The sequence below is a fragment of the [Mycobacterium] fortunisiensis genome (assembly GCF_019050325.1).
In the GTDB taxonomy this organism is placed as follows: Bacteria; Actinomycetota; Actinomycetes; order Mycobacteriales; family Mycobacteriaceae; genus Mycobacterium; species Mycobacterium fortunisiensis.
Map to the genome: position 1 here is coordinate 43,809 of NZ_VOMB01000022.1, position 12,661 is coordinate 56,469.

At 68.7% G+C, this 12,661-nt stretch carries 13 protein-coding genes; 2 read left to right on the forward strand and 11 right to left on the reverse strand.

Translation table 11 applies throughout. The annotated features are described in order from the left end of the window. Window positions 1-119: 119 nt before the first annotated feature. The 3 genes from FR943_RS20065 to FR943_RS20075 all read right to left on the reverse strand — a co-directional run bounded on the left by FR943_RS20065 (window position 120) and on the right by FR943_RS20075 (window position 2,515). The gene (locus FR943_RS20065) at window positions 120-299 is read right to left on the reverse strand and encodes a hypothetical protein (RefSeq protein WP_217160020.1); all 180 of its coding nucleotides are present in this window, start codon (window positions 297-299) and stop codon (window positions 120-122) included. A 75-nt stretch (window positions 300-374) separates the two neighbouring features. Beyond that, window positions 375-1,391, reverse strand: coding sequence for a phosphotransferase family protein (locus tag FR943_RS20070; RefSeq protein ID WP_217160021.1), 1,017 nt, complete (start codon window positions 1,389-1,391; stop codon window positions 375-377). Then, a complete protein-coding gene (locus FR943_RS20075) occupies window positions 1,385-2,515 on the reverse strand; it encodes an Rv3169 family protein (RefSeq protein ID WP_217160022.1) in 1,131 nt (376 codons plus the stop codon). The genes FR943_RS20070 and FR943_RS20075 overlap by 7 nt, the downstream gene beginning before the upstream one ends. A 75-nt stretch (window positions 2,516-2,590) precedes the next feature. Between FR943_RS20075 and FR943_RS20080 the strand changes: the two genes are divergently transcribed. Next, entirely contained in the window at window positions 2,591-3,166 is a 576-nt protein-coding gene (locus tag FR943_RS20080; RefSeq protein ID WP_308170613.1) for a TetR/AcrR family transcriptional regulator, read from the forward strand. A gap of 70 nt (window positions 3,167-3,236) precedes the next feature. On the opposite strand, the gene FR943_RS20085 is transcribed toward FR943_RS20080, so the two are convergent. The 6 genes from FR943_RS20085 to FR943_RS20110 all read right to left on the reverse strand — a co-directional run bounded on the left by FR943_RS20085 (window position 3,237) and on the right by FR943_RS20110 (window position 11,334). Next, the gene (locus FR943_RS20085; protein WP_217160024.1) at window positions 3,237-3,728 is read right to left on the reverse strand and encodes a beta-class carbonic anhydrase; all 492 of its coding nucleotides are present in this window, start codon (window positions 3,726-3,728) and stop codon (window positions 3,237-3,239) included. A 131-nt stretch (window positions 3,729-3,859) separates the two neighbouring features. Continuing rightward, complete coding sequence (locus FR943_RS20090) at window positions 3,860-5,815, reverse strand: ArnT family glycosyltransferase (RefSeq protein WP_217160025.1); 1,956 nt, start codon at window positions 5,813-5,815, stop codon at window positions 3,860-3,862. After that, window positions 5,812-7,092 (reverse strand): bifunctional glycosyltransferase family 2/GtrA family protein, encoded by a 1,281-nt coding sequence (locus FR943_RS20095; protein ID WP_217160026.1) that lies wholly within the window; start codon window positions 7,090-7,092, stop codon window positions 5,812-5,814. The genes FR943_RS20090 and FR943_RS20095 overlap by 4 nt, the downstream gene beginning before the upstream one ends. A 55-nt stretch (window positions 7,093-7,147) precedes the next feature. Further along, window positions 7,148-9,031 carry a glycosyltransferase family 39 protein gene (locus tag FR943_RS20100; RefSeq protein WP_372448197.1) on the reverse strand — a complete coding sequence of 628 codons (1,884 nt, stop codon included), beginning with the start codon at window positions 9,029-9,031 and terminating at the stop codon, window positions 7,148-7,150. 22 nt (window positions 9,032-9,053) lie between these two features. Then, window positions 9,054-10,652, reverse strand: a complete 1,599-nt coding sequence (locus FR943_RS20105) for a sensor histidine kinase (protein WP_217160028.1) — start codon at window positions 10,650-10,652, stop codon at window positions 9,054-9,056. Continuing rightward, window positions 10,630-11,334 (reverse strand): response regulator transcription factor, encoded by a 705-nt coding sequence (locus tag FR943_RS20110; protein ID WP_217160063.1) that lies wholly within the window; start codon window positions 11,332-11,334, stop codon window positions 10,630-10,632. The genes FR943_RS20105 and FR943_RS20110 overlap by 23 nt, the downstream gene beginning before the upstream one ends. Window positions 11,335-11,523: 189 nt before the next feature. On the opposite strand from FR943_RS20110, the gene FR943_RS20115 reads away from it, so the two are divergent. Next, window positions 11,524-11,712 carry a hypothetical protein gene (locus FR943_RS20115; protein ID WP_217160029.1) on the forward strand — a complete coding sequence of 63 codons (189 nt, stop codon included), beginning with the start codon at window positions 11,524-11,526 and terminating at the stop codon, window positions 11,710-11,712. Window positions 11,713-11,721: 9 nt separating this feature from the next. Here the strand turns inward: FR943_RS20115 and FR943_RS20120 are convergent, their stop codons facing one another. Then, window positions 11,722-11,973: a hypothetical protein gene (locus FR943_RS20120; RefSeq protein WP_217160030.1), complete on the reverse strand. Its 252-nt coding sequence runs from the start codon at window positions 11,971-11,973 to the stop codon at window positions 11,722-11,724. Window positions 11,974-12,379: 406 nt separating this feature from the next. Next, window positions 12,380-12,619, reverse strand: a complete 240-nt coding sequence (locus FR943_RS20125) for a hypothetical protein (protein WP_217160031.1) — start codon at window positions 12,617-12,619, stop codon at window positions 12,380-12,382. Window positions 12,620-12,661 lie beyond the last annotated feature (42 nt).

Sequence of the window (12,661 nt, forward strand, 5' to 3'; positions counted from 1 at the left end):
CGTAATGTTGGTTAAATTACCCTGATTTACTGGCAATACCCAGTATGAAACCAGCCCGGGTTGCTTCAGTCAACAGGCGGACACGACTGGCTTGCGTGGACCGCCGGCAAGCCGCGGCCTCAGAAGTTGAAATACGGGGTGCTGTGACCGTTGAGCAGCATCACCATCACACACAGGGCCAACAGCAGGGCGGTCACCACCCACGCCACCCAGACGAACGCCCGGGCACCACGCCAGCGTTTGCCTTCAAACCAGCCGTGCACTCCGTCGTCGTCCCTGACCGGCTCGTGTGGGTCCATCAGCTCGCCTCCCCGCTGCGCCTGATCGGTGAGGCCACGCTAACAACTATCCGGTCGGCGTGTCGCGCGATCCGCTCAGCTTCCGAGCACCACCTCGATGCGCCGGGCGCAGACATCGGCCAGGTCCACCCCGGGGATGTCGAAGCGCCGGTTGAGCCGAACCATCGCCACCGCCAGCAACAGCGGCGCCGTGACGTCACCGAACTCGATGTTGCCGATCCGGTGGCCGACCGCGTGCTCGTAGCGGTCGATGGTCTCGGCCCGGGTCGGCGTCCCGGGTGCCTGCGCGTTGCCGGGCAGCGGACTGCTGATCCAGTCCGTCATCAACAACCAGGCCACGTCGGCGGCCGGGTCGCCCAGATAGGCGATCTCCCAGTCCAGCGCCGCGGCCGGGGTGAGGTCGTGGCGGTACAGCACATTCGACATCCGGGCATCGCCCCAGCACAGGCCGACCCGCTCCGGCGTGTAGTCATGGGCGTCCAACCAGTCCAGCGCTGTGGCGAACACCGGATGAATCGCCTTGTCGCCGTAGGCCCATCCGAGTGCGTAGCGCAGGAACCGGGTCAACGCCGACGGTGCCGGATCGCCGAGGAACCCGAGGCGGTAAGCCTGCGGGTCGAGGCGGTGTACCGCCGCGATCATGTCGACGCAGCCGTTCCACAGCGTGGCCCGGCCGGCATCGTCGGTCTCGGCGAAGATGCCGGCCTCATGGTAGGGCGGCACGTCGCTGACCCCGACGACGTCGTCGATGCGATCCATGACCAGGTACGGGGCGCCGAGTTCGCCGCCCGCGGCGTCGATCCAGCGCACGCTGGGCACCGGAACCGGTGCGGTCGCCAGCCGATCCATCACCAGGTACTGCCGGCGCAGGTCGTAATCGGGCAGGATCTGGAACTCCGGCGGCCGGCGGAACACCAGCCCGAGACTGCCACCGTCGTCGAGGCCCTCGAGATCGAACAGAAAGGTCTCGGTGGAGAATCCGCCCGGACTCGGTGTCCAGTTCACGACGGTGGCCTGTGACGCGCCGGGAACACGCTGTCGGACAATGGGTTCGATGGCCGACGCCAGCTGGTCGGCGGGCAGCCTCACCATCCGGTGTACCCGTAGCGGGGATAGGCGCCGACGAACACCATCTCGACCAGGCCGTGTCCGACCTTGGGGTGGCCATCCGGCCCCGCCATCGTCACCTCACACAGGGTCTCGGACAGGAAGCTGACCGGCCGGACGACGTCGAGGTCGGTGGTCTCCGCGGTGAACCCGTCGATGAAATCGGTTCCGCGCCAATGGCCGGAGGCATAGCCGTTGACCTCCATGTAGCCGGCCAGCCCGGGCCAGAAGTCGGTGATCGGGGTGACCTCGATAGTGCTGGTGGTGCGGTCGGCGCGGTGCACGGTGAAGCTGCCGCCACTGATCACCCGCAGGTCGTCGCGGAAGGTCAGCTCGTGCTCGACGTCGATGATGCCGTCGGCCGCGCGGCCGGTCTCCAACGGGTAGAGGATCTCGCCTTCGAACTGCCAGCGCGCCCCGGTGCTGGTTTCGCGTTGTGCGAAATGCACCAGCTGGTCCTCGAATTCGAAGATGCCCATGTAGTACAGGGTGCCGTCGGGAATCTCCGGCGGCTGCAGGTTCGCCCCCTCGGGCAGGCTGCCGCCACCGGGTCCGTTGCGGATACCCCAGGAGTGGTCACGGCCGAACCACCAACGCGACGAGTCGATCTCGATGCGCTGTCCGTCGATTTCGATCCAGCCCTCCAGGTCCCCGTTCTGGTAGAACCGGCGGGCGTCCTCGCTGACCCGGCCGCGACTGCGGTGGAATGCCGCGGTCTGTTCGTAGGCCGGGAACTGTCCGCGCAACCGCAGATCCAGGCTGACCCCCTGCTCGTTGGGCGCGAGCACGGCCCGCACGGTGCGCAGCGGTTCCTCCACCCGGTAGGTGAACGGCCCCACCCGATATTCGCCCAGCGGCCCGGATTCGGGAGCGACCTCGGTGGACATCCGCACCACCCGGGCCTTGCCGTCGCGGGTGGTGATCATCGCGTAGGCATCGGTGACGTTGCGGTTGGGATAGCGGGCGAGTCCGACCATCACGTTGACGTCGCCGGACCGGTCGAAGCCGTACATCACGATGCGTTCGGTCCAGCGCAGGTCCGATTGGGAGACATGGTCGAACGTGGTCGGCAGTTGGTGGCACAGCAGTTCGTCGTGCGGGGTGAGCATCGGCGTCCCTTCGGCGGCAATTACGTTACGAGCCGTAACGTAACATTGCGGGCGTTCGGGCGGTACGTTTTCGTCGTGACCACCACCGGCCCCGCACCGGGGCGCCCGCGCGATCCCGCCAAGGACGCCGCCGTGCTCGCCGCCACCCGCGAGCTGCTCGTCGAGGCGGGGTACCAGGGCACCACGGTGCTGGCCGTCGCGCGGCGAGCCGGAGTCGGCGCCCCGACGATCTACCGGCGCTGGCCGACCAAGGAAGCACTGGTGGAAGACGCCGCGTTCGGCCACACCGATGCCATCCCGGTTCCCGCCCCCACCGGCGATCTGCGTGCCGACCTGCGCGGCTGGGTCGCGATGTTCCTGGACTGGCTGGCCAACCCGGTCACCCGCGCCGCACTGCCCGGGCTGCTGGCCGCCTATCACCTCGACGAGGCGAGCTACGAGCGGTTGGTGCTGCGCTCGGAGAACAATGTGCGCGCGCGCATGGCCGACCTGCTCGACGGTGACCGCGACCGCGCCGACACCGTGTTCGACTTCCTGGTGGCCAGCACCGTGGTGCGGGCGATGACCCGCGGGCTACTGGACCGCGACGCGTTCTGCGACCGCACCGCCGACGCATTGACCGTCCTGGCCCGGGCCGGTCACCCACCGTGAGCAGACCCTTAAGGACCCGATTTGGGTGTTAATTGGGTACTTTGACGTCTGCTCACCGGAAGAAAAACCGCTACCGCGTGACCTCGTTGAGCCTGCCGCTGGCGACGTCGAAGATGAAGCCCCGCAACGATTCATGCTCGGTGACGAAGGGGCTGGCCTCGATCCGGCGCAGCGACTGGCGGACATCGGCTTCGAGGTCGACGAACGATTCGGCCGCCCAGTTCGGCTTGATCCCGGTGTCGTCCTGGATCTGCTGTTTGAACCCGTCATCGGTGAAGGTCAGCATGCCGCAGTCGGTGTGGTGGATCAGGATGATCTCTTTTGTCCCCAGCAGCCGCTGGCTGATGGCCAGCGATCGGATCTCGTCGTCGGTGATGACGCCGCCGGCGTTGCGGATGACGTGCGCCTCACCGTCCCCCAGGCCCAGGATGCGGTAGACATCCAGCCTGGCGTCCATGCACGCCACCACCGCGACGTGCTTGCTCGGCGGCAGCGGCAGCGGTCCGGTGAAGGTCCTGGCATAGGCCTCGTTGTTGGCCAGGTACTGGTCGGTGACAGACATGGTCCGACGCTAACAACGCCTCGGCCACACCACCAGCAGCAGAATCAGGCTGAGCCGATTGCCTGTGCCACTGTGCACCGGCCGCCCTGCGGGGGGACAGGGCGGCCGGCGCGGTCAGATGGTCTGGATATTCACGAACGGGGTGCCTTCAGGTCGTACACCGGGGTGTCGCCGACCATGGTCTTGGTGAAGGTGGCCTGCACCCAGTCGGTGATCTGGGCAGCGCTGCCGGTGCCACCGCGCGGCGGCCCGGGCGGCCCACCATGTCCGCCCTCGGGCCGGTCCAGGAAATAGCGGACCTGACCATCGGCGACATACTGCTGGAACTGCGCCAGCGTCGGTGAGTCATCGCTGCCGGTGAATCCGCCGATCGCCATCAACGATTCGCCGGTCTTGAGCTCAAGATCGCTGACCATCATCGAGCCCACGCTCGCCGCGGCCCAACGACCTTCGGCGCCCGCGATGAGCGCGGCCAGGGCCGGATCGTCGGCGCGGCCGAAGCCGGGCGGTGGCCCACCGGGCCCACCTGGTCCGCCGGGTCCACCTGGTCCGCCGGGGTGACCGAACCCCATGTCGCGGTTGGGGCCCGAGGTGGCCATCGGTCCCCCGCCGTGGACTTTGGCCACCGTCTCGACCGTGTAGGCCGCGGTCGCACCGAAGCCGAAGAGCATGGCGGCCAACGCCACCACCGCGGGCAGCTTTCCCGGCCGGTGGGCGACGACGACGAGTGCCACAGCGGTCAGCACCGAGCCGATCAGCACGATCCAGCGCAGTGCCGGTAGCCAGTCGGGGGTCCGGGTCAGCAGCACGAACGCCCACACTCCGGTGCCGGCCAACATGACCGCCAACACCAGTCGGGCCGAGAATGCGCCACGCCGCCGCCAGAGTTCGGCCGCTGAGATGCCCACCAGTGCGGCGACCGCCGGAGCCAGCGCCACGGTGTAATACGGGTGGATGATGCCGTCCATGAAGCTGAACACGGCAGCGGTGACCAGCATCCAGCCGCCCCACATCAGCAGGCCGGCGCGCAATCCGGCGGTCCGTGCGGTGCGCCGGGTCAGCCACAGCGCGGCCACCAGCCCGACGAGTGCGGCCGGCAACAACCACGAGGCCTCGGTGCCCATCGACAGCCCGAACATCCGGCCGATCCCCGGGTCTCCGCCGAACATCAGGTTGGGACCACCGCCACCTGGGCCGCCCGGGCCCGGGCCGTGGCCGGGCCCGTGCCCTTCCTGCCCCAGGATGCGCTGTAAGCCGTTGTAGCCGAAGGCCAACTGCAGCAGGCTGTTGTCAGTGGAACCGGCGATGTAAGGCCGGGAGTCCGCCGGCCACAACGCCACCAGGGCGAGGTACCAACCCGATGAGATGACCATCGTGGCCGCACCGATCAACAAGGTGCCCAACCGTTTCCACATGGTGACGGCCGGTGCCGCGACCAGGAACATCACGGCCAGGCCGGGCACGATCAGGAATGCCTGCAGCATCTTGGTGAGGAAGGCGAACCCCAGCGCGCCTCCGGCCAGCGCTACCCACCCGGCGCTGGCCCTGGCCGTCACCGGTCCGACCGCCCGCACCATGAAGTACGCCGCCAGCACGAGCAGCAGCACGAGCAGCGCGTCGGGGTTGTTGTAGCGGAACATCGATGCCGCGACCGGTGTCAGCGCCAGCGCCGTACCGGCGATGAGCGCGGCCCCGGGTCCGCTCGTGCGGCGCACCGTGGCATAGAGCAGCGCCACCGCGCCCACCCCCATCAAGGCCTGCGGCAGCAGCATGGTGAATTCGTTGAAGCCGAACAGCCTGCCCGACAACCCCATCGCCCACATCGCGGCCGGCGGCTTGTCCACCGTGATGGCGTTGCCGGCGTCCAGCGAGCCGAACAGCCAGGCCTTCCAAGACTGGGTGCCGGCCTGGGCGGCGGCGGCGTAGTAGCTGTTGGCCCACCCCGAGGAGCCCAGCCCCCAGAAGTACAGCACCGCGGTGCCGGCGAGCAGCACCCAGTAGGAGGGACGAACCCAGCGCGGGGTCACGTCATCAGGTGCTGCCGCCATCGCATCGGGAGCAGGTGCGGTGTCGACGGTGGTGGTCATAGCGTGGCCTCTGCATCCGGGTGGCTGATGGTCTTGGTTCGTGACGGGTGAAAGACCCAGCCCCGCAACAACACGAAGCGCACTGCGGTGGCCAGCAGGTTGGCTGCCACCAGCACCGCAAGTTCCACACCGGGATGCGGCGTCGGCGCCAGCAGATGCAGGACACCCAGTGAACCACTGGTGATGGTCAACGCGATCGCGAAGACCGTGAGCCCCTCGAGATGGTGACGGGTGACGTTCGCGGGCCCGGCCACACCGAAGGTGAACCGGCGATTGGCAGCGGTGTTGCCGATCGCGGTCACCAGCAGGGCGACCAGGTTGGCCGCCTGGGCACCGACCCCGACCCGCAACGCCGAGAACAGCAGCAGGTAGGCCAGGGTGGAGATCACTCCGACCGCGCCGAAGCGCACCGCCTGGCGCAGCAGCGAGCCCGGGGCGGCGGACTTGCGCGTCGATCCGAGTTGGGCGGCGATCGTGTTCACCGGGATCGATCCGTTGGCGAAACCGCGCAGCAGCCGCCCGATGCCCTTGAGGTCGGCGGTGGCGGTGGCGATGATGTCCACCCGGCTGTCCGGATCGTCCACCCAGTCCACCGGCACCTCGTGGATCCGCAGGCCGCTGCGCTCGGCCAGCACCAGCAACTCGGTGTCGAAGAACCAGCCGGTGTCGGCCACATACGGCAGCAGCCGGTGCGCGACGTCGGCGCGGATCGCCTTGAAACCGCACTGTGCATCCGAGAACCGCGCCGCCAGAGTCGATTTGAGGATCAGGTTGTAGCAGCGTGAGATGAACTCGCGTTTGGCGCCACGGACCACCCGGGAACCTCGACCCAGCCGGGTGCCGATGGCCAGATCCGAGTGCCCCGAGATCAGCGGGGCGACCAACGGTGCGAGGGCCGCCAAGTCGGTGGACAGGTCCACATCCATGTAGACCAGCACCGGGGCGTCCGAGGTCGACCACACCGCGTGCAGCGCCCGCCCCCGCCCCTTCTGCTCGAGCCGGACCACCCGCACGTGATCGAGCCCGGCGGCGAGTTCGGCGGCGATGCGCGGGGTGTCGTCGATGCTGGCATTGTCGGCGATCGTGATGCGGAACGGCACCGCGAAGTTCTCTGCGAGGTAGCGGTGCAGCCGGTGCACCGAATGCGCCAGGGCGGCCTGCTCGTTGTACACCGGGACGACGACGTCGAGCACCGGAACCCCCGCCGCCTGAGCAGCCAGCGTGGCATTGGGACGCGACACGAAACGCTGTTGGGGTTCTCCCACCGTGACTGTCATGGCTTCATCGTTCTCCGCGGGCTTGTGATCTGGGTGGGGCGAAGCTATGCGCCGGCTATGTGTTCGTCGGGTTCGTCGCATGCTGAGTCAGGTCGTAGATGGTGACGTCGTCGACGACGACCGGCTGGTAGTGCGTCTGCACCCATTCCGCGATCTCGACCGCCGCGCGGCTGCCCGACGGCGTGTGCCCACCGAATCCGCCGGCCATGATGCGGGAGCGGATGAAGTAGTGGATCGCGCCGTCGTCGACCAACTGCTGAAACTCCGGCAGCATCGGGGCGGGATCGGTGCCGTTGAAGCCGCCGACGGCCATCACCGGTGCCCGCGTGGCCAATTGGTATCCCGCCGCGTTCGACGAACCCACCACCGCCGCGGCCCATCGGTAGCGGTCCGCGCCCTCGGACAGTCTCGCCGTCAGGCTGGGGCCGGGTTCGGGCGCGGCGAACAGTCCGCCGAAACCACCGCGTGACGGACCGACCGAGGGGATCGACCCGGTGTGCGGGGCGGCCGCGGTGCTGATCGAGTACGCGGCGGGCCCGGCCAGACCGGCCACGATGGCCAGCACCGCCGTGCCCCGCACCGCCGGACGGTCCAGCCGCCCCACCATAAGCAGGAGTACTGCGGCACCCACTCCCGCGACCGCCACCGCGGCCCGCACCCACCAGAACTCGTCGTCGTGGCGGGCCAGCAGCACCGCGGCCAGGACCGCGGTGACCGCCATCGCACCCGACATCGCCGTGGCGGCACGGATATCGGAGCGGTGCCGCCACAGCAGGGTGGCACCGATCCCGATCACCGCGCCCACAGCCGGTGCGAGCGCCACAGTGTAGTACGGGTGCACGATGCCGTTCATGAAACTGAACACCGCCGCGGTGACCAACAGCCAACCGCCCCAAAGGATCAGGGCGGCACGGGTGGGATCGGTGCGGGGCGCCCGACGGGTCAGGTAGAGACCGGCCACCAGGCAGACGAGCACGGCCGGCAGCAACCAGGCGATGTCGGCGCCCATCTGCCAGCCGAACAGCCGACCCGGCCCGGCATCGAAGTTCAGGTTGCCCAGGCCGCCCGTCTCGTCACCGGTTAGCCGCCCGAAACCGTTGTAACCCAAGGCCAGTTCGACGATGCTGTCATTCTGTGAACCGCCGATGTAGGGCCGTGTCGAGGCCGGCCACAGCTCCACCAGCACCAGATACCAGCCACCGCTGATCACCATGGCGACCCCCGCGGTGACGACGTCGAGGACGCGCCGGCCCAGCGTGCGGTTCCCCGCCACCAGCGCCGCGCCGGCGAAGGCCGGCAGCACCAGAAACGCCTGCAGCATCTTGGCCAGGAAGCCGAAGCCGACGGCCGCCCCGGCGGCGACGAACCACCAACGGCCGGCGTCCTTTTCGATGCCACGCTGAACGCAGTAGGCCGCCACCACGAGCAACAGCACCAGTAAGGCGTCGGGATTGTTGAACCGGAAGATCAACGCGGCCACCGGCGTCAGCGCCAGCACCAGGCCGGCCAGCAGTGCGGCCCCCGGACCAGCGGCCCGGCGCACCGCCGCGTAGAGCACGGCCACCGCCCCGACCCCCATCAGGGCCTGGGGCGCCAGGACACTCCAGGAGTTCAGCCCGAACAGGCGGACCGAGAGGTCGATGACCCACAACGCCGCGGGCGTCTTGTCCACGGTGATGGCGTTGCCGGCGTCGCTGGACCCGAACAGCATCGCGGTCCAATTCTCGGCCCCGGCTTGCGCGGCGGCCGAGTAGAAGGCGTTGGCCCAGCCGCTGGCGGACAGGTTCCACAGATACAGCACCGCGGTACCGGCCAAGAGCAGGCCCAGGGCGATCCGGTGCCGATATGCGGAGATTCGTGGCGCCGGCGCGGCTTGCGCGTCAGACTGCTCGGGCCCGGCGGCCGGGTGCTCGGCAGGATCGGCGGAAACCAGGGTCACCACACCATGTTTGTCGCGGCCGCTAGGTGCCCGATTGGTCCATCCTGTGCGTCCCCTGTGAGCCGGGTCGCGGAAGGCGCACCGTGAATTCCGTCGACCCGGCAACACTGCGCACCGCGATGGTGCCGCCGTGCGCCTTGACCACCGCGGCCACGATCGCCAGTCCCAGCCCGGTGCTGCCCTCACGCCGCGAGCGCGACGAATCACCGCGGGCGAACCGTTCGAACACGTCGGGCACCAACGTCGCCGGTATCCCGGGGCCGTCGTCGGTGACAGTGAGCACCACCGCATCGGTGTCGGTCTTGAGTGACACCGTCACCGAGGTGCCCGGAGGCGTGTGAGTCCTCGCATTGGCCAACAGATTGGCCAGCACCTGATGCAGCCGGGCCTCGTCGCCCTCGATCAGCACCGGATCCTCGGGAAGATCCAGCGACCAGTCATGGTCGGCGCCGGCCACATGCGCGTCACTGACCGCGTCGACCACCAGCCGGGACAGGTCCACGCTGTCGCGTTCCAGCGGCCGGCCGGCGTCGAGCCGGGCCAGCAGCAGCATGTCCTCGACCAGCTGCGTCATCCGGGTGGTCTCGGACTCCACCCGGTTCATCGCGTGCGCCACATCAGGCGGCAGGTCGTCGCGCTTGCGCTGAGCGAGCTCGGTGTAGCCCCGGATGGCCGCCAGTGGGGTACGCAATTCGTGGCTGGCGTCGGCGACGAACTGGCGCACCCGGGTTTCACTGGCATGGCGGGCCGAAAGCGCACTGGCGATGCGGTCGAGCATGCGGTTCAGCGAGGTACCGAGCTGTCCGACCTCGGTGTGCGCGCTGACCGGGTCGACCGACACGATCCGCGTGGGCAATTGCACCTCACCGCGGTCGAGTTCGAGGTCGGCCACCTTGCGGGCGGCCACCGAAACCCGTGACAGCGGGGCGAGTTGGCGCCGGATGATCATGGTCCCCGCGGTTGTCGCGGCGATCAGCGCGATCACCGCCAACACACAGAACATCCCGAGCACCCACAGCAGGGTGTCGTCGACGACGGCGGTCGGCAACCCGGTCACGATGGTCTGCGTGCCACCGTGACGCGGATGCAGGCCGATCAGCCGGTACCGCCCGAGGCCGTCGAGATCCACGGTTTCGGGAATCCGGGTGGCCGGAACGGCAGCCAGTTGGGCCACCGCGGCCTCGCTGAGCTCGGCCCGGTCCCCTGCCGTGGTGATCACCCCCGCGTCCACCGGCCGATCCGGTGCCACCACGGCCCCGACCATCCGCGCAGCTTGTCCGGGGGCGTTGAGAAATCCCGGCCCCGGCCCCTCCTCGGGATCAAACGGCACCCGATGGTGCCCCCGCACCCCGGGCGGCGGCGGGAAACCCGGTGGCGGAGGCGGCAATTCGAAGATGGCGGCCGAGCGACGCCCGGCCTCGACCAGTTGGTCGTCGAGCTGGTTCATCAGAAATCGTTGCAGCGCAAACTCCGTGGCCACCCCGATGCTGGCGCACACCACGGCCAGCAGTGCCACCTGGGTGACTACCAGCCGAGCCCGCAGCGACCAGGTCCGTGGTGACCACCACCGGGTGGCGCTCGCCGGAGGGGCCGTCACCTCAGCGGGCGGGGCGGAGGACATACCCCGCACCGCGCAGTGTGTGAATCATGGGTTCGCGTCCGCTGTCGATCTTCTTGCGCAGGTACGACACATAGAGTTCGACGATGTTGGACCGGCCGCCGAAGTCATAGCTCCACACCCGGTCCAGGATCTGCGCTTTGCTCAGCACCCGCTTGGCGTTGCGCATCATGAAGCGCAGCAGTTCGAACTCGGTGGCGGTCAACGTGATCGGATCGCCCCCGCGGGTCACCTCATGGCTGTCCTCGTCGAGCACCAGGTCGCCGACGACGATCTTGGCGCCACCGTCCTCGCTCGTCACGCCGGTGCGCCGCAGCAGCGCGCGCAACCGCAGCACCACTTCCTCCAGGCTGAACGGCTTGGTGACGTAGTCATCGCCCCCGGCGGTGAGCCCGGCGATGCGGTCCTCCACCGAATCCTTCGCGGTGAGCAGCAGCAGGGGCAGGCCGGGAATCTGCTCGCGCAGCTTGCGCAGCACGTCCAGGCCGCTCATGTCGGGCAGCATCACGTCGAGGACCACGACATCCGGCGGGTTCTCCCGCGCCGCGGCGACGGCGCTCGCACCGTCGCCGGCGGTGGTGATGTCCCAGCCCTCGTAGCGCAGGGCCATCGACACGAGTTCAGCCAGTACCGGCTCGTCGTCGACCACCAGGACCTGGATCGGGTTGCCGTCGGCGCGGCGCATGACGGCGCGCCCGGGTTCGGAATCAGTGCCATTGGTCCCGTTGGTCACAGTGCTCACCCGCTCAGTATTCGCCTGCCCGATAGGCGTCTACTGTGCTGAATCTATGCGCCGGCTGTGAAGGTGGCGGTCTCATCGGCCGCAGAGATGGCGCACAGCCGGCTCACAGGGACCGGCTGCACCGTAGAACTCATGAGCATCCGACACACGTTCGCCGCGGTGGGTATCGCGGCCGCGATCGCCGGGCTTGGTGGCGCGGCGGTGTACGCGGCCACCAGTCCGGGTGGCGGCCCGGGCCATCACGGCGGACCGCCCGGCAGCGGACCGCCCGGCTTCCCCGCCGGTGGGCCGCCCGGCTTCCCGGGACCGCCACCAGGCTAGCCGCCCGGATCAGCCGTTGCCGTAACCCTTGGGCAGCTTCACCTTCACCGTCGGTTTCGCGACCGACGTCTCGAGCTCGCTGGGCGTGGCGGTTCGGGTGACCGTTTCGCCGAGGTTGGCGGCCGGCAGGAGAACGGTCTGTGCACCACCGATCGACGGCTGAGCCACCATCGTGCCGAGGGCCCCCGTGATTGCCAGTGCGATCGCTCCCACCCCGGCCATCGCGTACCTGGTCCGCTTGTTGCGTTCGTCTGCAGTCATGCCGATCTGACTACCGGCAACGAATTCCCGTCGCCTGGTGAACGGCAGGCCCCGACCGGCACCGGCCCATAACGATCAGTGGGGTGTGGCAAACCCCGGAGGTGTGGTTGCCGACACCGTCGGACTGGCGTGCGAGGTTTCCGGCTCGCTCGGCGCCGTCGTCGGTGCGACGGTTTGACCTGTAGTGATGGCCGGGGGTTCGACCCGTTGCGGGGCGGCGTGATGCCCTGCCCCGAACCCGATGCCGAGCACCGCGGTGGCTAACCCGCCGACGGCACCCATACCGGCCCCGATCAATTTCAGATTCCGCTGATTTTTTGCCCTGTTCAAAATGAGCTCACCTCCCAGGCTCTTGATAACCGCTATGGGAGTGGCCGAAACTGCCGGCGCGTGACGGCGCAGGCGATCAGTGCGTGGTGGCGAAGCCGGATGGTGGCGTGTAGCCGCGCATGGCAGGCACCGCCATGGACACCTCGGGTGCGGTCGGCGGTGTCGTCTCGGTGCTCGTCTGCCCCAGATTCATGTGGGAGCCCGAGGCCAACCGCGCAGGAGACGTCCCCAGATGGATGTCCGAGACGGCCCCGAACAATCCGAGCCCCGCCACTGCCGCGCCCCCGACGACCGCGGCGACCAACTTCGCGCTCATGAGTTCGCTGACTTTCACAGATATGAGTGAACCCGTGATTTC

Bases quoted from the DNA above. Each gene is read 5' to 3' on its own strand.
- FR943_RS20065 (WP_217160020.1), bottom strand. From the start codon at position 299: ATGGACCCACACGAGCCGGTCAGGGACGACGACGGAGTGCACGGCTGG.
- FR943_RS20070 (WP_217160021.1), bottom strand. From the start codon at position 1,391: ATGGTGAGGCTGCCCGCCGACCAGCTGGCGTCGGCCATCGAACCCATT.
- FR943_RS20075 (WP_217160022.1), bottom strand. From the start codon at position 2,515: ATGCTCACCCCGCACGACGAACTGCTGTGCCACCAACTGCCGACCACG.
- FR943_RS20085 (WP_217160024.1), bottom strand. From the start codon at position 3,728: ATGTCTGTCACCGACCAGTACCTGGCCAACAACGAGGCCTATGCCAGG.
- FR943_RS20090 (WP_217160025.1), bottom strand. From the start codon at position 5,815: ATGACCACCACCGTCGACACCGCACCTGCTCCCGATGCGATGGCGGCA.
- FR943_RS20095 (WP_217160026.1), bottom strand. From the start codon at position 7,092: ATGACAGTCACGGTGGGAGAACCCCAACAGCGTTTCGTGTCGCGTCCC.
- FR943_RS20105 (WP_217160028.1), bottom strand. From the start codon at position 10,652: ATGTCCTCCGCCCCGCCCGCTGAGGTGACGGCCCCTCCGGCGAGCGCC.
- FR943_RS20110 (WP_217160063.1), bottom strand. From the start codon at position 11,334: ATGCGCCGCGCCGACGGCAACCCGATCCAGGTCCTGGTGGTCGACGAC.
- FR943_RS20115 (WP_217160029.1), top strand. From the start codon at position 11,524: ATGAGCATCCGACACACGTTCGCCGCGGTGGGTATCGCGGCCGCGATC.
- FR943_RS20120 (WP_217160030.1), bottom strand. From the start codon at position 11,973: ATGACTGCAGACGAACGCAACAAGCGGACCAGGTACGCGATGGCCGGG.
- FR943_RS20125 (WP_217160031.1), bottom strand. From the start codon at position 12,619: ATGAGCGCGAAGTTGGTCGCCGCGGTCGTCGGGGGCGCGGCAGTGGCG.